We start from the raw sequence: 21,693 nt of genomic DNA on the forward strand, positions 1-21,693 counted from the left end.
AAAGCAAAGAAGCCAGCAATTTTGCTGGCTTCTTTGTTATTTTTTTAAGAATTAATTGGTATACAATCCTATATTAGAATAATCCCAAGCTCTGGCAGGAGAAATATTCCATTCAGAATCTAAGGCAGTTGTTCCTTTAGAAACAGCCCAATCCGTATTAGGTTTGGTTACGGTTTTCTTTCTCCAGAAGGTATTGTTTCGGGTTTCTGAGGTTTCACCTGAAATAGTCCACATAAAATTGTTTCGAGTTGAGGTTATTGTCGCTGTAACTCTAGCCACTTTTGGACTTCCGAACACATCAATAATTTTATATTTTGCTCCGTTTAAGGTATGTGTGCCTGCGGCGTCTTTCTTCAATAAAGCAATAGCGCTATTCCCACTTAGTTGTAGTGGTGTACTTGCGTTGGTGCTATTAGTACTTGTTGTGCCCCAAGTAATATCGCTTTTTACTGCAGTAGCATCGGCTTGTACAGAGGCAATTACATAGGCTTTTACACTGGCCAATGAGCCTGTTAAGAGTAGGTAATTGTTAGGGTCAGTAAAGGTCCATTCTGCTAAGGTAGCCTCATCAGAGGTGGCTTGGTAACCAATAGCATAGTTCGATAAATCGATTGCTTTATCTGTTCCGTTATATAATTCGATATAATGGTTTCTTTTTGAACCTGCAGTAGCATCGGTATTTACAAACGTAGCAATTTCTGAAATCAACAATTCTTGAAAGTCATTGGTTGGAATGTCTATTTTTTCTTCGGTGAAATCAGAGGAACATCCTGTGAAGAAAACGATGCTTAGTAAGCTGGTATATAGATATTTTTTCATAAGTGTAAAATTTATTTGTTAGCGGTCATATATGGTATCGCTTTCTACTTATCGGTGTTTGTTTGCAACAAACTTTTTGATAATGGCGATTTCATAATAATAATTTTAGAAAGTTAATTGTACGCCTAAATTGGTATTCCAGTTAGAGGTGTTAGCAGGTTCTACTTTTCGGTCTACATACGTAGTATTTATACCAATTTTCAAGGCATTGTTTTTCAAGTATTTGTTGATACCGACAGTGTACCAATTTTCTTTTTGGATTAAAGAAGTTGCTGCATCTACTTCTGGTTCAATGAAAGAAACGCGAGTATCAAAAGCCCATCCGTTGCGGGTTACATAAGACGATTGTAAGTTGACACCATAACCCATATTGTATTTTGTAGCCGATGTTTCAGCATTCAAAAGGGTAGAAGCGGAGCTGTTGCTGTACAAGTTTTTACCATTTACTGAGGCATTGGTATATTCACCTATGAAAGAGAATCCTTTGTATTTTACGTTAAAATCGGTTACAATTTTACGGTAATCTGCATAGGTGGCTTTACCGTCTTTATCAAAAATTCCTGTGATAATGTTACTACCACTTCCTCTAGCTTCGCTGGCTTTTACATTATAGCTTCCAGCCACACCAAAAGCTATTTTTAAGGATGGTTCGTAGTACAAATCATGACTGATAAACGCATTATTTTTGATAAAATCACCTAAGGGCATGATATCTAAACGGCCACCATATTTCATTCCTGAATTTGATTGTTCACCAAAAGCGATTTGACCATCTCCCGTGGTAATCGATACTGAGGGATACAATCTAACGCCTCCAATTGTGAAATTCGTTTCAATGAACAAACCTCCTTCACGTGTTGCGCCTACAAAGTTTTGCATTAATCCACCATAAGCCACGCCATCATTGGATTGTCCAGCGATGGTTTGTGAAATATTTTGGGCAAAGCGTTCGTCTTCTAAGGCCAAACGGTTGTTAGTATTCGTTCGTTTTTCACCAAAATATAAATAAGCATTGTTTTTATAAAGATTCAAGCCTACCCAAGCTTCTAAAAGGCCTTTGGTTCCTGTAAAATCAGTAACCAAACCAATTCGCGCTTTGTCATTCAAAAAAGAGCCGTTCAAGTAGATACGGGCCATATTGATAGACATTCTGCTGGTATTTTCGGTATCAGTGCCATCATCGGCTTTGTTGAAAGCGATACCAGATTGGATGGTTCCAGAAATAGTAACCACAGATTTGTTCTTTTTACCCAAAGTGATAAAGGTTCCTTCTCCGTTTTTGTAAATAAAGGTAGAATCTGTTTTTTGGACTTGCTTTATCTCTTGTGCATTACCATAAGTACTGATTAATAGTAAGGCAGCGATAGTATATTTAAGTGTTTTTTGCATGATAAATTAATTTTGTAATTGAACGATTTGACTCAAATTCACGCGTAATAGTCGTAATGTATCGGAATTGGGTAATGATTTTAAAATCTTGTTTTGGTATAACGAATTAGCTCCTTCAGGTTCTAGTAAATCCACGATGGTATTGCCCATTTTTTGATGCGTATTGATTAATATGGAACCAGCAGGGATGTTCATCGTTTCTTTTTTCAATTCGAATGTTGCGTTTGTCGTTGGCACATAGGTTTCAACCTCCATTTCATAAGGTTTTTCAGTAACCGAAAATTCAACTCCAGAAGTTCTTAATACGTTAAATAAAGGTTTGCTTTTTGTAATAATAGCATAGCCCTCAGGTCGTTTTCTGGTTTCCTCTGGAATGTGATTGTTGTTGTCTTTGGCTAAAAATTTATAAATGGAATACTCATCGGTACACGTATTTATGAATTGAAAATTGGACTCAATCATAGTCGGTTTTGAAACAATTACAATGTCTGTTTTACCTTGAATCGCTTTTTGATTGGCTTTTTCTACCGTCGATTTTATGTTTTCGGACTCTTTATTGGCAATTTCTAAATAAGATAAAGCTGCCAAAGTGGATGTTTCAATTCTTCTTTTTACGGCTTTTTCTTTCTCGGTCACTCCTCGAATTTCCATTAGGATAGAAATTCTGTTTTGTAAAGCATAATTGGTTGCACTAGAACGAGAGGTTATTCCTCCAATATTTAAGATGACTTGATTGTCCATTCGTTGTGACGTGCAATAATTGCGTACCACTCTTTTGTTTTTTTCTAATACTGCTTGGGTTGGTATAACAAAATCTTTTTCAATCATTTTTCGAATGTTTTCATCCACGTTGAGATTGCCTGAATACAAAAACATCGCATCGTATGATGAAGTCAAACAATCATCAATATCTAAGAAATCTTTTCGTTGTGGGTTGTACTCGTGAAAATCAATAACGATATGAGGGTCAAAAGTGTTGATAGCGTTTTTGATATTCACGGTTTCAGGTACATTGAGTATTCCTAGATTTCGATTCAAATCGGTTTCATCATTCGAAAATCGGGTTTCGTCTTTATGACCATCTACATTTACAACAGGAACGATTTCAAGTATGACCTTGTCTAAATAGGAGCTATAGCTAGGATTTTCAAGAATTTCATAAATAGTGTTTAACATGGCATCGGTGCTGATGGGTTCATCTCCGTGCATACTTCCTAAGAAGGTCACTCGAACTTTTTGTGCATCGCTTGTATTGTTTTTTTTATTTAAAGTGACCAATGGAATAGTGTTGCCTCTTTGTGATTTTCCAATGTTTGAAACAGTCATTATCTCAGGGTGCTTTACGGCTAAATTGTCTAAAAATTTAAGCACGTTAGTATAGCTGGTATAGTAATCGCTCCCACTAGTAATGGGTACAGGAAATTCTTTTTGAGAATCAGGGAAGAATTTGGTATAAATATCGTTTTCTTGAGCGCTGAGGTGTATGGCAAAAAGAAAACAAACTAATGTGACGCATATCTTTTTCATATATGTAAAATTTATTTTTTAAAGGTCATATATGGTATCGCCTTTTTATTGGTGTTTGTTTGCAACAAACCTGTTATAAGTGGCGATTTCATAATCATAATTGTATGGTTACCATTATTTGTCCATATAAATAATCATTGGAGCCTCCTTTTATGTTCGATTTTCCTATTTCTGCTTGAATCTTTAAATCGTGACCAGATAGGTATTTGGTCGCTACAAGTGAATAGCTTTTATCATACGTATCAAAAGAATTGGATATTTCATCTTGGAATAATTGGGTATAACGCATTCCAAAAGACCAGTTTGAAGGCAATAAATACCCAGCTTGAACATTGAAGCCAGAGCCTAAGTTTAATCGAGATAGTACTCTATTTTTGGTTTCCTCGGGAGTTCCTGTGAAGGGTGTGAAGTTTCCAGATAAAGAAAATTCACCTGCAATATTGGTAGGAACACTGGCTTGCGTCATAAAATAACTTCCCAAAGAATAGAATCCTCTGTATTTGAACATATAATCAACTCCAAATTTTTGATAATCAGGCAGCACAATATTTTGATTCGCATCGCCATACAAGTAGCGACCACCGTTAGTTCCTTTAGCTGAGGTTTGTCCATCATTATAGCTGTATACGGCTCCAATTACCAATTTTGGTTTTTTTTCTCTTGCCAAATCTTCCATATAAAATTCGCCTAGTTTAGAGAAAGAGCCAAACGGAAGATAATCCAAGCGGGCACCATATTTAAAACCTCCAAAGTTTTTTGTTAATCCAGATTGTCCTTCTCCAGTGGTAATAGAAAGATAAGGTTTGAATAATTGTCCAGCAATCCTAAATTCTCCTTGGTAACGAATCCCATAATCAAAAATAGCATCAAAAGTGCTAGAGAGTTCACTTCGTTCTATAAAACCTAATACCTCGCCCTCAATCCTGGTTTCTCTAGAGTCCAAATAATCCGCTCTTAGTCCAAAATTGATACGATGTCCTTTGATAGGACGGTATTCGATATAAGCATCTTGTAGTAGATTGTTAAAAGAACGATTCCCTGAGGTAGTGCTTTGGTAATCTGAAGCAAAGTTTAAACGAATTCTGTAGTACAATTTCTTGTCGAAAAGATTGCCGCTCAATTTCATTCGGGCTCTTCGGATTCTAAATTGGGAATTCAGAGTCTCGAAATCATCGGAAGTATTCATTAAAAACACTGATTGAACACTTTGAGTAATGTTCATAGTTGAACCATTTTCAGAAATGAGATTGATTCCGTCTCCAAGCGTATAATTCCTTTTTAAACGAACAATACTGGAAGTGGCGTCTAAGTTGATTTCCTCATCATTGTCATAATTATCTTTGTCATCATCTTGGGAGTAAGCAGTAGTTCCAAAGACAAAACACAACAATACCAAGAGGTAATGATTTAGTTTTGTTATATTCATAGTGAGGATGTTAATTAATTTTAGTTTCAAAATTTCCGTAAACAAGGATGTCTCCGTCTTTCATCATTTGTTTACCTCTTGCAATAACATCTGTTAATTGTAAATCGTTGGTAAAAGCACAAAAATCAGCGTCGAAACCTACTTTTATACTTCCTTTATGTTTTAAAGCTAAATTTTTGGCGGGATTACTAGTGATTAGTTTGAAGGCTTGTTCAATGGGCAATTTTCCTTCTTGCACTAACAATACCACTTGTTTTAAATTCAAATGAATGGGTGCTTTTTTGAATCCAATTGTAACGCCTTGTTCGTTAACAATTCCGATTCCAGCATTACCATCACTACTAAAAGTCATCTTGTCAATAGAGACTCCTTTTTCTAGAGCATATAACACCGATTTGTAGGGGTCTGTATATTTTGTTCCGCCTGAGGTAATGTCAATCATACCGCCTAATTTGGCAAACTCAATGGCTTGCTCAAACAATGGAAGGGTACGCCCCACGTGCGTTGGAGAAATATGTTCGATTGGGAATTCGTATTTTTGAACTAATTCTAACAAAACGTCCATTCTAGAACTAAGCGCACCTAGATGGATATGAAGAATGCCTTTCTTTCCGGCGATTAATCCGCCCACTCGCACTTGTTTTAATTCACGAAGTAAATCAATAGCTTCAGGATACGAAGACCTTTCATCGCTTATGGCTACTTTGCAGCCCACTACTTTGTCGATAAAAATCATATCGTCTTGAATAGATTGGGTAAAGGTAACCGCATCCAATCCAAAATAACTGGTCAAGATATACGACGAAATACCTTCAGATTCTAAAGATTTGGCTTTGGCATATAAGGTTTTTATACTTCTAGCACTGCCATCGGTACCTAACAATCCTACTACGGTTGTAGTACCACAAGCAATAAATTCGCTCAACATAATTTCTGGCGTCATAGAACCAAAGCCATGTTTACCACCTGCGCCAGTAATGTGGACATGTTGGTCAATTAAACCTGGTGTTACGATTTTGCCTTTAAAATCAATCACTTCTGAAAACAGCGTCGAAACGGCAATGGCATCCTCGATAGCAACTATTTTTTCTCCAGCAATAAGAATATCTTTTTTGCCTAAAAATTCTGGGGCATAAACGGTAGCGTTTTGAATAAGTTTTAACATAGCTATAGTATAAAGTGGTGAATAAGCATTATTAGTAAAGCAACAACGAATGGAATGGCATTGCGTTTCGCAATATCAAATGGGGAAACTTTGGCGATTTCTGAGGTTGATAACAGCACTCCTGAAATAGGTGAAACCGTTCTACCCATTGAGGCAGCAAATTCCATTGGTAAAATCATGTGCGTAGTAGTAACAGACAATTCACCAGTAAGTTTAGGAACCAAAGGACCAAAAGCAAAAAAGGCTGCATTACCACTTCCCATCAAAATCGAAGCTAAGAAAATCATCAGCGCCATCACAATACTAATACCATCAGCACCCAAACCAAGACTTTGTGAACTACTGATTAAACCATCAATGAACATCAAACTTATCAATCCTTTGGAGAAAATTTCGGCAGCAATAATAAGGGTCACAACCGATTTAAAAATGTCTCCCATTCCGTTAAAGAAAAGTTTCAATGAATTAAAAACTACTTTGATATCTCGGGTTCTCACTGCTTCAAAAACGAGTCCTACGAATACACAAAAAATCATAACCATTGTGGTATTCACGTGGATTGGAGTTTCGAAGAATTGGAACAAATCTGAAAACACTAATAAAATGATAAGTGGTAAAATGGGGATAATAGCATAAAAAACAGGTACTTTCAATTCTATTTCTTTGGCTTCAACGTTGGTTACCTCTACTTTCATTTTTTTGTCATAATACTTGTTGACAAAGTAATAGGTAATCATTAGGGCTATAGTCAGTGGTATCATTAATGGTATTTGAGCACCAAAAAAATGAGATACTGAATCGGTTTCAATAATTTTAACTGAGCGTGCGGTAATCACTGAGGCAGGACCCACCCCAAAAGCCGTACAAGCCGTAATCACCGAAGCTGCAGAAAGTCGACTCACCCCTAAATTCACCATAATAGGAAAAATGGAAGCCATTAACAAAAGTGCTAAGCCCGCTGCCGAAGGAATGCAAATAAATAGAAATTGCCCAATAGGAATAACTAATGAGGCAATAATGTAGGGGTATTTTTTGAGTAAAGAAAGGGGTTTCATTGCCAGATAAACCAAGGCATCTGAAGCGCCAATTTTATCAATAAAAGCAACGAATCCTCCAATTGCCATAATCATCAAACCAACATTAGCATTGGTTTGACTGAAAGCGATGTTGATGTATTCAAAAATGTCAAAGAATGCAGAACCAGTAGGTTTGTCTAGTTTAGGCATTTCAAAACCTAGTACAGAAGCGATGCCCAACATTAGTAATCCACTAATGAGTAATACAGCGTGCGCATAGTAATTTTTGATTAGTAACCTTGCAACGATTGCAATAAAGAATATTGCAATTAAAGAACCTGCTAGTATCATAAAATTTGATTTAAAATGTTGAAACGCATTGATTTTCTGTCATATACCTTTCATAAAGGTATAAATTAATCAAATGCAAATACTATCGACCAATAAATTTTATTGTCGAAAAGTGTTTAAATATCAGTTCAATAGGTGTTTTTTACAAAAATAATTATTGTCTATTGGGGCAGATATGACATATGTCAATGTATCCGGAATTTAGGACAGGTTTAACGCTGCTTGTTAACTATTGTTAATAGTTTGAATAAGCTTAAATAGGGCTTTGATAGCTGAAGTGTTAGTATGATAAAGTACCGTTTAGAGGCAACAGTAAATTATAGGTTGTAGGACTTTGAAATATAAAAAGTGCTATGTATTAATGAATGTTCCATTAGTTGAACATCTGAATTTAATTAGCTGCCGACTGCCCATCATACTTCATTTTTCTCAAAATTCTTAGTGCTTCTTTAAAAGACAAATACACTTGTGGAAAAGGTTTAAGTACCGCTTTGGCATCAATTAATTTTTGTTTGGCATCGTCAAATCCGTTGAGGTAGCAAATCATCAAGGTTGAAGGTAAGTTTTCTAGGTCTTTTAACTCCCTATCGTTTAGTAGTTGTCCTTTTTCGAGTTTGTTGAGCAAAGCGCCGTTTGCATTATAAATGTGGTACAACATTTTGGTATTGAATTCGGGAGGTTCAAACAGAAAATCCCTATCGATTTTGTAATACCCATTATCGTGAAAACGCAAGGTTTGTTTTTCCAAAGGATAGTAACTGGTTTTGTCATTCAATCCCAAAGGGACATACTCAATAATCGTAAAGGTATCCTCGTCAAATGTAATTTCTACCACATCTTGAGCAGAGTAAAAAAGCTTAATTTGTTCGTTGATTAGGGCAATATCTACTCTAGACAAATAGGTTTTTCCTTTGTAATGTTTAGCTATTCCCGCCCAGCAAATCACGAACAACTCCTTGAAAACTTTGTATTTAGGCGACATATCTTTGTGACGAAAATTCATAAAATCAATTACGCCGTCTAATGTATACGCAATGCTGTTACGCGAATTATTTTCGATTCCAATAACTGTTTCGGTGTTTTGATGATTGCGTTCTATTTCGCCTTCTATTGGGAGCGTATTACTGCCTCTTCGAATAAAAACACTATTAGCAAGTATGGTATGAATTCCTTTTTTGAAAAAAGAGGTTTTCGGATTGGGTTTAATGGTAACAAGACCTACCACTTTATCTTTGGGCAGATTGGGGAAAGGCACATTTTCATACTGAATTTGAGGCGGATTTTCGAGAAAGGCATTCACTAAATTCTGAATCCGACTATCATCAAAAAAATCATCGCCTACAATGGCATTGTCTTGGTCTTCAACGCCGACGACTATATATGAATTGTTGGTAGGATTGGAGTTGGATAAGGCGCAAATATGTTTCAAAAACTTGGCTTTTCCCTCTCTAGAATGCAAATTCAATTGTCGCTTTTTGTCATAAAAACTGCTCTCATCATTATGAGCCAATAGGTTCTTAATAAGCAAGCGTTTATTAATCATAACTAAGGTTGTCTTTTATGGACTTTGGGTCTCTAAAAGTACACTTTTTTGATGGTATAGTAAAGAAAAAGAACTATCTAGCTTTTTTTGAATGTAATTAAAGATAGATAGTTCTACTACATTAAAAATAGTTAATTTCTTTTTACAATAGTTGGCGAAGCCTGAGCCGTTGGATACACAATCAAGTCTGCGATATTGACGTGATAAGGTCGCGTCACCACAAAATGAATAATATCCGCAATATCTTCAGGTCGCAAAGGCGCTAATCCTTTGTAAACATTGGCAGCGCGTTCCGTATCGCCTTTAAAACGCACTTCGCTAAACTCCGTTTCTACCATTCCGGGATGAATACCTCCAACACGGATTCCGTAAGGATTCAAATCGATTCGCATACTCTGATTTAGCGCATCTACCGCATATTTTGAAGCGCAATACACATTGCCATTCGGGTATACTTCCTTTCCCGCAATCGACCCAATGTTGATGATGTGTCCAGATTCTTTAGCAATCATTTTTGGAATAATCGCTTTAGAAACATACAGCAATCCTTTGACATTAATATCTATCATAGCGTCCCAATCGTCCATATCCCCATTTTGGATGGAGTCAAGACCGTGGGCATTTCCGGCATTATTTACCAAAATGTCAATATCCGCAAAGGCTTCGGGTAAAGACCCAATGCTTTCAAAAACCGCTTTTTTATCGCGAACATCAAAACACAAATGGTGAACAGCAGTAAAAGCGCTCAATTCTTTTTCCAAGGCTTCCAATCGGTCTTTTCTTCGGCCACAAAGCACAATTTTAAAATTATTTTGAGCGAGTAATGTTGCGGTTGCTTTTCCGATACCGCTGGTAGCACCAGTGATTAAGGCAGTTTTTATCATAAAATGTAAGTTGATAAGAGTTTAAGAATTTTTAGGAACAGTAACAAAGGGATTTATCAGGAGGCAAAGTCCCGCTATCCGCTATATCTTTTTTTATAAACCTCACAGGTCTTTAACACCTGTCAGGTTTATAAAAAAAGGATGCCGCTCCTATCGGGGTTAAAAGGCAACAAATTACCTTTTTGGCATCATTTACAATAGTTACATTAAGGTACCTCGTTACCCATACTTTCTGTCCAAATCGCAAACCAATCTTCTTGCGACAATTGTAACTCAGTAGCTTTCATCAACGACTGAATACGCGCCACATTTACCGTTCCAGCGATTGGAATAATATGAGCGGGATGTTTTAAAATCCAAGCCAATAAAATCGTGTCGGCACCAATTTCATATTTAGAAACTAGCGTAGCCAACAATTTGCGCAAGCGGTAAGTTTGCATATTCTCTTGACGGAAAACACTTCCTAGCGGATTCCAAGACAATGGGCGAATTTGGTGCAGTTGCATATAATCCAAGCTTCCGTCAAGCATCGGCTGATAATCTGTAGCCGAAAATTGAATTTGGTTAAACGAAATCGGAGTTTTTTGTCGAATCAATTCCGTTTGTGAACTGGTGAAATTTGATACTCCAAAGTCAATGATTTTTCCCTCGGATTTTAATTTCTCAACCGCTTCTGCAATTTCGTCGGCTTGCATCAACGGACTTGGTCGGTGCAATAAGAGTACATCTAGAAAATCCGTTTTCAGGTTTTTCAAAGAATTTTCTACAGACCAAATAATGTAGTCTTTCGAATAATCATAATGTTTGATGGTGTTGTTTCTTTTTTCGGCCAACATTTGAATCCCACATTTCGAAATCAATTGAATCTGCTCTCTTTTAATTTTTGAATTCGAAAGTGCTTTTCCAAACTGTGCTTCAGTGGTATAACTGCCGTAAATATCGGCGTGGTCAAAAGTGGTTATTTTGTTTTCAAAACAGATGTGAATGAGATTTTCCATCTCTTTTGTTTTGAGATTTTTGTCCCAAACGCCCCAATTCATCGCACCAGCAATAATAGGGGATAATGAAGATTTAGTCATGCTTAAAATGTGATTAAAATGTAATTTAACTTTGGAAATAAAGTAATTTTTTCAAAGTTCTTAAAATTTAATAGATAGTATCATAATTCTTACTTAAAATTCGGGAATCTTCCGAACTTTTAACCATTTTTTAACACCAAACGTCTAAAAAAAAATTCAATTTGCACCATCAAAACAAGGGACAAATATCAAAGAGAATAAAAACTTAACAATGGAAGAAAATACAACAACTTTAGACATTAGAGCAATCAATGAGAAAATAGAAAGGGAGAGTGCTTTTATAGATTTGCTTACAATGGAAATGAACAAAGTTATTGTGGGACAAAAACACATGGTAGAGCGATTGCTAATTGGGCTTTTAGGTCAAGGACACATTCTGTTAGAAGGAGTTCCAGGATTAGCCAAAACTTTAGCCATCAATACCCTATCACAAGCCGTTCAAGGTTCTTTTAGCAGAATACAATTTACCCCAGATTTATTGCCTGCCGATGTTATTGGAACAATGATTTATAACATCAAGCAAAATGAATTCTCTATCAAAAAAGGACCAATTTTTGCCAATTTCGTCCTTGCCGATGAGATTAACCGTGCGCCTGCAAAAGTACAATCGGCTTTGCTAGAAGCGATGCAGGAAAAGCAAGTAACCATTGGTGATACTACTTTCAAATTAGACAAACCCTTTTTGGTATTAGCCACACAAAACCCAATTGAGCAAGAAGGAACCTATCAGTTACCAGAAGCTCAAGTGGACCGTTTTATGCTTAAAACAGTAATTGACTATCCTAAAATGGAAGACGAACGTTATGTAATTCGTCAAAATTTAAAAGGAAGCTATGAAAAAGTAAATCCAGTAGTCTCTGTCGAACAAATTTTACGTGCTCAAGAAGCGGTTCGCGAGGTGTATATGGACGAAAAAATAGAAAAATATATCTTGGATATCATTTTTGCAACGCGTTACCCTGAGAAATATAAACTAGCCGACTTAAAACCTTTGATTGGTTTTGGAGCTTCCCCTCGTGGAAGTATCAACTTGGCCAATGCTGCCAAATGTTATGCGTTTATCAAACGTCGTGGTTATGTAATTCCAGAAGATGTTCGCGCTGTGGTTCACGATGTATTGCGTCACCGTATTGGTGTAACCTACGAAGCCGAAGCTGAAAACGTAACTTCGGTAGACATCATCAACAAAATCGTAAACGAAATCGAAGTACCCTAAAAAGTGACTAGTAATTAGTGACTAGTAATTAGCTTTTACTATTCACTAATTACTATTCACTAATCACTTAATAAATGGATACAAAAGAGCTTTTAAAAAAAGTACGAAAAATAGAAATCAAAACCAGACGATTGAGCGATCATATCTTTTCTGGTGAGTATCATACCTCTTTCAAAGGCCGCGGAATGACGTTTAGCGAAGTGCGTCAATACCAATATGGTGACGATATTCGCGCTATCGATTGGAATGTAACTGCCCGTTATAACGAAGCCCACGTAAAAGTTTTTGAAGAAGAGCGCGAGTTGACGATGATGTTAATGGTCGATATTTCGGGTTCTGAAAATTTTGGCTCTACAAGTCAGTTCAAAAAGGAAATTGTCATTGAAATTGCCGCTACTATGGCTTTTTCGGCCACTCAAAACAATGACAAAATAGGTTTGATTTTGTTTTCTGACGAAATAGAATTGTACATTCCACCCAAAAAAGGACGTTCTCACGTCTTGCGTCTGATACGAGAACTAATCGAATTTGAGCCTAAAAGCCATAAAACAGATATTGCTCAAGCCTTGAAATTTCTATCAAGCACTCAAAAAAAGAAAGCGATTGTGTTCATGATTTCTGATTTTATGTGTGAAAATTACGAGCAAACCTTGAAGATTGCTTCCAAAAAGCACGATATTACTGGAATACGAGTGTACGATATTCGCGAAGAAAAAATGCCCAATTTAGGAATGGTGACGATGCTCGATGCCGAAACAGGACGAACTCAATTAATCAATACAGGTTCAAAAACAGTTCGAATGAATTATGAAAAGCACTATCAAGATAAAGTGAATTATTTTAAGGAAACCTTTCGTAAGTCAGGCTCAGGAGTTGTGAACACCAGAGTTGATGAAAGTTACGTGACTAAACTATTGAGTTATTTTAAATCTCGTTAAACTAATTCTTGCAGAGTTTAAACTCTGTAAGGGTTAAAGTAAAAACAAATGAAAATTAAACTTTACCTATTATTTATAGCGCTATCGACTTCTCTTTTTGCTCAGCAAAAACAAGTGTTCACGTCTATAGACACCACCAAAAATAAAATTGGCGCGGAGTTTAAACTAACTCTAAAGACTACGGTAAAAACTACTTCAAAGGTTGCTTTTCCTAACCTAAAAAATATTGGACCATTAGAAGTTATCGAATCCTATCCAATTGATACGGTTAAAAAAAATGACCAAATTGAGTTAATCAAAAAGTATGGTTTGACTCAGTTTGATTCTGGAAGATATACCATTCCTTCGGTAAAGATTTTAATCGATAAAAAACCTTTTTTCTCGGATTCTATTAAAGTGGAAGTCGCTAATGTTGCTGTTGATACATTGAAACAAAAAATGTACGACATCAAAGGCATCATCAAAGCGCAAGATTCTTGGGGCAATTGGTGGTTGTATCTTTTGATAGCTCTTGTTATCGTTGGGGCAGTAGCCTATTGGTACTTCAAAATTCGTAAAAAAACAGTGGCACCAGAAGTTGTCGTTTACAAAACGCCTATCGAAAAAGCCACGAGTTTATTGAATACTTTAGAGCAAAAAGAGCTTTGGCAAAAAGGTGATGTAAAAGCATATTATAGCGAATTGACGGATATTGCTAGAAATTATATCGAAGAAGCCATAGCCATTCCAGCTATGGAAAGTACCACAGCGGAATTGGTTGCGGGATTAAAAGCGGCTTCTCAGAAAAAGAAAATGAAGTTATCTCAAGAAACAATCGATAACTTAGAACGTGTATTGAAACAAGCCGATTTGGTGAAATTTGCGAAATCTAAACCTCTAGATTTTGAAATCACAGAAGATAGAAATAAAATTCAAAAAGCGATTTTAACCCTTGATAATGCAATACCTGTTGTAGTTGAATCTGAAGAGGAAAATGTGTTGAACGAAGCACAAAAACAAAAGCAATTACAGCTTCAATTAGAAAAAGAACGCAAAGCGAAAATCAGAACTTATGTTGGAGTTGGTGTAGGAATCGTAATCGGAGTATTCTTGTTTTTTGTGGTAACCAAAGGATTTATGTACACGGTACATTCTATTATCGGACATCAAACCAAAGAATTACTTGAAGGAGAATGGGTAAAAAGTCAATACGGAAACCCTGGTGTAATCATTGAAACTCCAGAAGTCTTGACCCGTGTTGATTTGAAAAAAGCGTTACCAAAAGAAGGTCTAGCATTAATTAAAGATATGCAATCTTTTGGCTATGGAAGCTTTTTAGGAGATTTCTATTTGATGGTGTCCACTTATAGTTTCAAACAAGAAAATGCCCTTGATTTGTCAAAAGCCCTCGAAGGTTCTATAAAAATGATGGAATTACAAGGCGCTCAAAATATGCTCGTTAAACAAGAGGATTTTGAAACTCCCGAGGGTCTTAAAGGAATCAAAGGATACGGAACATTCTCCAAAGTTGACGATAAATCCAATAGCAGTACGAAGTTGTATTATGAGATTTTATTGTTTAGTCAAAATGGCGGATTGCAGCAAATTATGATTTTGCACGAAGAAGGAGATGAGTACGCCACAAAAATAGCAGAACGTATATTGAATTCTGTTGAATTAAAACTAGCAAGAAACTAATGGAAAAGATAACGTTTTTAAATCCAGAATTTTTTTGGTTGTTCTTGTTACTGCCAGTGGTGATTGCTTGGTTGTTCTGGAAAAGAAATCATCAAGTGGCTGCGCTTAAAATGAGTTCAACAGCAGGTTTTCAAGGAAAAAAATCATTTTGGGTGCAGTTGAAACCTTACTTAAGCGTGTTTAGAATTTTGGCATTAGCGTTGTTGATTGTGGCAATGGCAAGACCTAGAACAGTCGATGTGAGCAATAGAACGAAAACCACCAAAGGAATTGATATCGTGATGGCGATTGACGTTTCTGGAAGTATGTTGGCCAAAGATTTAAAGCCAAACCGAATGGAAGCCCTAAAACGTGTGGCAGCCAGTTTCGTTGACGAAAGACCCAATGACCGTATTGGATTGGTAGTCTATGCTGCCGAATCGTATACTAAAACTCCTGTGACTAGTGATAAAGCGATTGTTCAAGAAGCTATCAAAAGCATAAAATACGACAACGTTTTGCAAGACGGAACTGGAATTGGGATGGGATTGGCGACAGCCGTAAACCGTTTAAAAGACAGCAAAGCTAAAAGTAAAGTCATTATTCTCTTAACAGATGGTGTAAACAATGCTGGTTTTATTGAACCAGAAACCGCATCAGATATTGCCAGACAATACGGAATTAAAGTCTACACTATCGGAATTGGAACAAACGGAATGGCAATGTTTCCTTATGCAATCGCACCGAACGGAGGCTTTTTGTTCCAAATGATGAAAGTAGAAATCGACGAGCAATTAATGAAAAACATTGCCCGAAAAACCGATGGTAAATACTTTAGAGCAACAAGTAACGACAAACTAGCACAGATTTATAACGAAATCAACAAACTTGAAACCACAGAAATAGAAGAATTAAAATTCTACGACTACGACGAAAAGTTCCGATTTTTTGTGTTGCTAGCAGGACTATTGTTACTAATCGAAGTTGGTTTGAGAAATACAGTGTACAGGAGTTTTATTTAAAATATTGATTTAAAAAGGATTGTTTTAAATAAAACAAAAATCAATTTTTAAAACTCTAAATTCCAATGGATGGAATTTATTTTGGAGTAGTTACACTCACAATTGGAATTTGGGATTTAATTTTTGGAATTTAAATAGAAAATGGAATTAGACGAAAAAAAATATTTATATCTACTCATCTTATTGCCTCTTTTGGTAGTGGTTTTCTTGTACAATTTGTATTGGAAAAGAAAAAAACAACGCGAATTTGGTTCGGTTGAAATGGTGCAAAAGTTGAGTCCAGATAGCTCTAGTTTTAAATCGGTATTGAAATTAATTGTGTTAGTATTGGCTTTTGCCTGCTTGATTTTAGGTTTAGTGAATCCTAAAATTGGCACCAAAATGGAAACGGTGAAACGTGAAGGTATTGATATAGTTTTCGCGGTCGATGTTTCTAAAAGTATGCTGGCTGAGGATATCGCGCCCAGTCGTTTAGAAAAAAGCAAGCAAATCGTCTCTCAAATCATCAACCAACTTGGCAGTGACCGTATTGGTATTGTAGCTTATGCAGGAAGTGCTTTTCCTGTATTGCCAATTACCTCAGATTATGGTGTGGCGAAGATGTTTTTGCAAAGTATGAATACCGACATTGTTTCGTCTCAAGGAACTTCTTTGGACGAAGCGATTAAATTATCGGCTACTTATTTTGATGAAAAAAGCAAAACAAGCAAGTTGATGATTATGATTTCGGACGGAGAAGACCATTCTGAAGGAGCTGAAAGCGCCGCCGAAGAAGCCAATAAAATTGGTATGAAAATCATCACCATTGGTGTCGGAACAGAAAAAGGAGGTACGATTCCTTTGCGTAGAAACGGTGTGATTGAAAGTTACAAAAGAGACAAAGACAATCAAATCGTTATCACAAAATTGAATCCAGAAAGCTTGAAAAGCATCGCAAAGGCAACGAATGGAAACTATGTAAACGGCGCGAATACCAAAGAAGTGTTAGAATTCGTAAAAAATACTTTGGATAAAATCCAAAAAACTGAGTTTGAAGCAACTGAAATGGCGGAGTACCAATCTCAATTTCAATGGTTTTTAGCCATTGGTTTTCTGCTGCTTTTGGTAGATGTTTTTCTGTTAGAACGCAAAACAAGTTGGGTGAAAAAATTGAATTTGTTTAACGAGAAATAAAGTTTTCTAACCTCCCAATGTGAAGTTGATAAATGTACTTGAAAGTGATAAAATACAAAATTACAAATGATTAAAAAATATTTCATATTCCTTTTCTTGTTTTCCCTATTGGGGCTAGGCAGCCTATTTGCTCAACAAAAAGACAAAGCATTACCAAAAGCGAATGAAGAATTTGCAGAAAAAAAGTTTGTAGAAGCGGAGGCGAATTATAGAATTTCACAATCGAAATTCCCAAACCGAACAGTGGCTCCCTACAATTTAGGAAATGCAATTTACAAACAAAATCAAAATGCCGAAGCACAATACGCCTATGTTGAAGCATTACGCAAAGCCAAAGTAAAATCGCAAAAGCACAAAATATTGCACAATTTGGGTAATACTTTTATGAAAGATAAAAATTACGAAGCCGCTGTAGATGCTTATAAAAACGCTTTACGTTCTAATCCCGAAGATGAAGAAACGCGTTACAATTATGCTTTGGCCAAAAAAATGCTAAAAGACAATCCACCGAAAAACGATAAGGATAATAAAAAAGACAAAGACAAGGATAAAGATAAGAAGGACGACAAGAAAGACGGAGATAAAGACAAAGACAAAAAAGACGATAAAGGCGATCAGGACAAAAAACAAGATCCTAATCAAAACGAGCAAAAAAACAGCAAAAATCAAGACCAAAAAGGACAACCCAAACCAAAACCTGGCGATATTTCTAAAGACCGTTTAGAAAACCTTTTGGATGCTGTAAACAACGAAGAAAAGAAAATTCAAGATAAAGTAAAAGCCAAACAAGGCCAAGGAAAACCAGTTCAAACCGAAAAAGATTGGTAATTCAAAAACCGCATTTTAAAATGAAAAAATTTATTGCAGTTGCACTTTTTATAATTGCTAACCCGCTTCTGGCTCAAGTTCAGTTTGAGGCACGAGTGAGTAAAAACACTCTAGCGTTAAATGAACGCCTTCGTGTTGACTTTATTATGAATGTAGATGGTGATAATTTTATTCAACCTTCTTTCGATGGTTTCCGAATCATCGCTGGACCTAGCCAACAAGTAAGTCAATCTTGGGTCAACGGTAGGAGCTCTTTTGAAAAAGTGTATTCTTATTTTTTGTTGCCCACTCGAAAAGGAGCTTTGGTGATTAAGCAAGCAGCGATTGAGTTTAATGGTCAGGTATACAAAACCTCTCCTGTAAAGATTACTGTTACCAATGCAGTACAACAAAGTCAGGAAGAGAATGACGGACAAATTTCTGCCGATAATAATTTGTATTTAGTGGCCGATGTTTCTAAAACCAATCCGTATATCAACGAGCCCATTACCGTTGTGTATAAGTTGTATTTCAGCTACAATATCGGAATTTCAAATTGGCGTGAGTTAAGTAAGCCAAAATACAATGATTTTTGGAGCCAAAATATTGATATCAAACAATTAGTCGCTGAAGAAGGGATGTTCAGAGGAGAGCGTTTCCGTTACGTAGTGCTAAGAAAAACCGTTTTATATCCGCAAAAATCAGGAAAACTCGAAATCGAACCGTTATCGCTCGACATAGATGTACAGTTGCCAACTAACAGAAGAGATATGTTTGGTCAAATGATGATTAGAGAAACGAGTAAAAGAGTTTCTGCAGGATCAAGAACCATTGCGGTGAAAGGATTGCCAGAATCGGGCAAGCCAGCAGATTTTTCAGGTGCTGTGGGAAGTTTTGATTTTAAAGTTACGCCAAGCAAAACAACGCTACACAATGGTGAAAGTTTAGAATTGGTAGTAAGCGCCGCTGGAAAAGGAAATCTTAAATTATTCACCTTACCCAAACCTGTAGTTCCAAACGCTCTAGAAATGTATGACCCTGTTCATACGGAATCCGTAAATACGCCACTTTCTGGAATGGCAGGTAAGATTTCGGACAGTTATACCATTATTCCGCAGTTCAAAGGAACCTATCCAATCAAACCAATGCAATTCACTTATTTTGATTTGAATTCGGGTACCTACAAAACGATTACTTCTCCAGAGATTTTGGTGACTGTTTTAGATGGTCCGACTGCTACAGACAGTACCGCAGTGGCGAGCACGGCTAAAAATAAGATTAGTAATCTGGAGCAATTCAAATTCATCAAGCTCAAAACAGAGCTTGAAGACGTTCACGGAAAAGATTTCCTAGGCTCAAATAGCTTTTATGCGCTGTTATTGCTTCCTTTTGGAATAATCCCTTTGATTGTGATTTTCAAAAAGAAAAAAGAAGCCATAGATAGTGATGTCTTTGGTAATCGAATCAAAATGAACAATAAATTGGCTAAAAAATATTTGTCGGAAGCCAAAAAACAAATTGCGAACAAAGAGTTGTTCTATGTGGCACTCGAAAAAGCGATGCATAATTTCTTAAAAGCCAAATTACACATCGAAACTTCAGAAATGAGTAAAGATAACATTCAAGAATTGTTGTTGTCTAGAAAAGCGAATCCTGAGGCTGTAAATGATTTTATTGCTTTGACCGAGAATTGTGAGATTGCGCGTTATGCGCCTTCTTCTAGTGCTTCCATTCAGCAGGATTTTGATAAAGCCATCGAAATTATTTCGGGATTAGAAAAACAAATTGTGTAACCACTATGAAAAATATAGTTTATTTATTATTATTTATAACCAGTGTTTTAACTGCTCAAAATGGGTTTGAGTCAGGGAATGCATTGTATAAAAGAGGGCAATACGAGCAAGCCATTCAGGCCTATGAATCGGTGGTGCAAACGGAGAAAAAAGAATCTGCCGATTTGTATTTCAATTTGGGCAATTGTTATTACAAGCTCAATCAGGTAGCGCCAGCGATTTATAATTATGAAAAAGCTTTGGTCTTAAAACCTAATGATACAGAAATTCTAAATAATTTGAAATTTGCCCAAAAGAAAACCATTGATGAGATTAAAGTGGTTCCCAAAGTAGGTTTCGAGAAACTGGTACATGATTTTACCGCTTTCTTTCATTATGATACTTGGGCGTGGATAGCTATAGGATTTGCTGTGGTAGTACTATTACTTTTTTTAGGGTATTACTTTGCTCAAACTTCTTTAGCGAAACGTGTTTTTTTCTTTGGGATGTTTTTTGGATTGCTACTCGTTTTGATATGCGTTTTTGCGGGTTATTTTGAACAAAGTCATTTTAAAAATGATCGACCAGCCATCCTTTTCGCAGCAATTACAGAAGTCAAAAGCGAGCCGCAGAATTCCAGCCCAGCTGTTATAATGCTTCACGAAGGTGCCAAAGTCTATGTACTGGAAAATTTAGAGCAATGGAGAAAAGTGCAACTTACCGATGGTACTGAGGGTTGGCTTAATGCTAGTGCGATAAAAGAAGTAAAGTAATTAATGATTATATACAAAAGCGCCCTTGAGGATTTGAGATTTCAAGGGCGCTTTTGTATGCTTTAAAGAAAGGATCTTATTTTTTAGCTTTATCGTATAGCTTCTCTAAGGAAGGAAAAATAAAAGCGGACGTTTTTTGTATCGGGTTAAAAAATAGCGATTTATCTAAAGTCTCTTTTTTAGCCAAGAAATTATGGTAATTGATTTTTTCGAAAATGGTCAAAAATACACTGATAATCAGTACAAATTTCAACACTCGAAATACGCCACCACCTACTTTATTGATCCAACCTAGATAAGCAAAATCGGCTAGACCTGTAAAAAATTTACTAAGCATATAGATACCAACCACTACCACAATGAAGGTTAGTATAAAAGCCACTATTTGTATTGTATACGGATTCCATTTTACAATGCTTGAAATTATGGATGCCATAAGTGCTGAGAATTTTACCGCTACGTAAATTCCAATCAACAAAGAAACTAAAGAAGCCAATTCGGCAAAAAGGCCGTTCTGAATGCCTTTGAACAAGGCATACGCCAATAAACCACCGATTAAAAGATCAAAAAAAGTCATATTTTAGGGTAAAAAATTAAAACCGCAAATATAAAAGAAATAGGCGATACCGTAACTCAATTTTCAAGTGCTTATCTTTGCCGAAAATTATTTAGCATTAAATGATAGTATTTGTTCTCAAATCCTAATTTTTTTAATCCTAATTCCTAAATTTTAAAATAATGTCTAGAGATATACAGTTAAAAGAACGTTGGGAACGCTTGGTTTCCTTATTGTCAGATCGATTTTCGCAAGGCGAGGATTTGGATTTAGACGCTATCATTTACCTGATTGGTGTACAAGAGTTGGGTCAGGTACACCGTGAATTCAAGAAAGATGAAAAGGTAAATCTGATGCATATTGCTATTTGTAGATTGCTGGAACCTTATGGGTTTTATGAGTTTGATTTTTTTGATGAAGAAGGTTGGCCACATTATAAAGTGAAGGAGGAATTACCGCCTTTAAAAGCCGGTGAACAAACCGTTTTGATGAAAGAAGCGATTGTGAATTATTTTGTAGAACGCGAGGTAATTGAATAATATATTTTTATTGTAGTGACAAGTCGCGACTTTCCTATGTAC

General features: G+C 36.2%; 19 protein-coding genes. 9 read left to right on the forward strand and 10 right to left on the reverse strand.

The window, feature by feature from the left end; all coding sequences use genetic code 11:
- Positions 1-51: 51 nt before the first annotated feature.
- The 9 genes from ACSVH9_RS04465 to ACSVH9_RS04505 all read right to left on the reverse strand — a co-directional run bounded on the left by ACSVH9_RS04465 (position 52) and on the right by ACSVH9_RS04505 (position 11,199).
- Positions 52-819, reverse strand: coding sequence for a lamin tail domain-containing protein (locus tag ACSVH9_RS04465; RefSeq protein WP_438062662.1), 768 nt, complete (start codon positions 817-819; stop codon positions 52-54).
- Between the two features lie 105 nt (positions 820-924).
- Positions 925-2,208 (reverse strand): hypothetical protein, encoded by a 1,284-nt coding sequence (locus ACSVH9_RS04470; RefSeq protein WP_438062663.1) that lies wholly within the window; start codon positions 2,206-2,208, stop codon positions 925-927.
- Between the two features lie 6 nt (positions 2,209-2,214).
- Positions 2,215-3,735, reverse strand: a complete 1,521-nt coding sequence (locus ACSVH9_RS04475) for a M14 family zinc carboxypeptidase (RefSeq protein ID WP_438062664.1) — start codon at positions 3,733-3,735, stop codon at positions 2,215-2,217.
- 94 nt (positions 3,736-3,829) lie between these two features.
- Complete coding sequence (locus tag ACSVH9_RS04480) at positions 3,830-5,161, reverse strand: porin (RefSeq protein ID WP_438062665.1); 1,332 nt, start codon at positions 5,159-5,161, stop codon at positions 3,830-3,832.
- Positions 5,162-5,171: 10 nt separating this feature from the next.
- Entirely contained in the window at positions 5,172-6,326 is a 1,155-nt protein-coding gene (gene iadA, locus ACSVH9_RS04485) for a beta-aspartyl-peptidase (protein ID WP_438062666.1), read from the reverse strand.
- Positions 6,327-6,328: 2 nt separating this feature from the next.
- Positions 6,329-7,693, reverse strand: a complete 1,365-nt coding sequence (gene dcuC, locus ACSVH9_RS04490) for a C4-dicarboxylate transporter DcuC (RefSeq protein WP_438062667.1) — start codon at positions 7,691-7,693, stop codon at positions 6,329-6,331.
- Between the two features lie 391 nt (positions 7,694-8,084).
- The gene (locus tag ACSVH9_RS04495; RefSeq protein ID WP_438062668.1) at positions 8,085-9,236 is read right to left on the reverse strand and encodes an ATP-binding protein; all 1,152 of its coding nucleotides are present in this window, start codon (positions 9,234-9,236) and stop codon (positions 8,085-8,087) included.
- 131 nt (positions 9,237-9,367) lie between these two features.
- Positions 9,368-10,120: an SDR family NAD(P)-dependent oxidoreductase gene (locus tag ACSVH9_RS04500; RefSeq protein WP_438062669.1), complete on the reverse strand. Its 753-nt coding sequence runs from the start codon at positions 10,118-10,120 to the stop codon at positions 9,368-9,370.
- Positions 10,121-10,326: 206 nt separating this feature from the next.
- The gene (locus tag ACSVH9_RS04505) at positions 10,327-11,199 is read right to left on the reverse strand and encodes an aldo/keto reductase (protein WP_438062670.1); all 873 of its coding nucleotides are present in this window, start codon (positions 11,197-11,199) and stop codon (positions 10,327-10,329) included.
- Positions 11,200-11,410: 211 nt separating this feature from the next.
- Here ACSVH9_RS04505 and ACSVH9_RS04510 point away from each other — a divergent pair, with 211 nt between their 5' ends.
- From ACSVH9_RS04510 to ACSVH9_RS04545, 8 genes are all read left to right on the forward strand, one after another.
- Positions 11,411-12,415 carry an AAA family ATPase gene (locus ACSVH9_RS04510; protein WP_159688622.1) on the forward strand — a complete coding sequence of 335 codons (1,005 nt, stop codon included), beginning with the start codon at positions 11,411-11,413 and terminating at the stop codon, positions 12,413-12,415.
- A 74-nt stretch (positions 12,416-12,489) separates the two neighbouring features.
- Positions 12,490-13,353 (forward strand): DUF58 domain-containing protein, encoded by an 864-nt coding sequence (locus tag ACSVH9_RS04515; RefSeq protein ID WP_298300784.1) that lies wholly within the window; start codon positions 12,490-12,492, stop codon positions 13,351-13,353.
- Positions 13,354-13,401: 48 nt separating this feature from the next.
- Complete coding sequence (locus ACSVH9_RS04520) at positions 13,402-15,030, forward strand: hypothetical protein (RefSeq protein ID WP_438062671.1); 1,629 nt, start codon at positions 13,402-13,404, stop codon at positions 15,028-15,030.
- Positions 15,030-16,031: a vWA domain-containing protein gene (locus ACSVH9_RS04525; protein ID WP_024982511.1), complete on the forward strand. Its 1,002-nt coding sequence runs from the start codon at positions 15,030-15,032 to the stop codon at positions 16,029-16,031. Before ACSVH9_RS04520 ends, ACSVH9_RS04525 begins: the two co-directional genes overlap by 1 nt.
- 141 nt (positions 16,032-16,172) lie before the next feature.
- Positions 16,173-17,204 (forward strand): VWA domain-containing protein, encoded by a 1,032-nt coding sequence (locus ACSVH9_RS04530; RefSeq protein WP_064716031.1) that lies wholly within the window; start codon positions 16,173-16,175, stop codon positions 17,202-17,204.
- Between the two features lie 66 nt (positions 17,205-17,270).
- The gene (locus tag ACSVH9_RS04535; RefSeq protein ID WP_438062672.1) at positions 17,271-18,032 is read left to right on the forward strand and encodes a tetratricopeptide repeat protein; all 762 of its coding nucleotides are present in this window, start codon (positions 17,271-17,273) and stop codon (positions 18,030-18,032) included.
- A 20-nt stretch (positions 18,033-18,052) separates the two neighbouring features.
- Positions 18,053-19,804 (forward strand): BatD family protein, encoded by a 1,752-nt coding sequence (locus ACSVH9_RS04540; protein ID WP_438062673.1) that lies wholly within the window; start codon positions 18,053-18,055, stop codon positions 19,802-19,804.
- Positions 19,805-19,809: 5 nt separating this feature from the next.
- Positions 19,810-20,556: a tetratricopeptide repeat protein gene (locus ACSVH9_RS04545; RefSeq protein WP_438062674.1), complete on the forward strand. Its 747-nt coding sequence runs from the start codon at positions 19,810-19,812 to the stop codon at positions 20,554-20,556.
- 76 nt (positions 20,557-20,632) lie between these two features.
- Here ACSVH9_RS04545 and ACSVH9_RS04550 read toward each other — a convergent pair whose 3' ends face one another.
- Positions 20,633-21,133: a CvpA family protein gene (locus tag ACSVH9_RS04550; RefSeq protein WP_159688593.1), complete on the reverse strand. Its 501-nt coding sequence runs from the start codon at positions 21,131-21,133 to the stop codon at positions 20,633-20,635.
- A 161-nt stretch (positions 21,134-21,294) separates the two neighbouring features.
- Between ACSVH9_RS04550 and ACSVH9_RS04555 the strand changes: the two genes are divergently transcribed.
- Positions 21,295-21,651: a hypothetical protein gene (locus ACSVH9_RS04555; protein ID WP_159688590.1), complete on the forward strand. Its 357-nt coding sequence runs from the start codon at positions 21,295-21,297 to the stop codon at positions 21,649-21,651.
- Positions 21,652-21,693 lie beyond the last annotated feature (42 nt).

The sequence above is a fragment of the Flavobacterium sp. RSSB_23 genome (assembly GCF_051547145.1).
Classification (GTDB): Bacteria; Bacteroidota; Bacteroidia; order Flavobacteriales; family Flavobacteriaceae; genus Flavobacterium.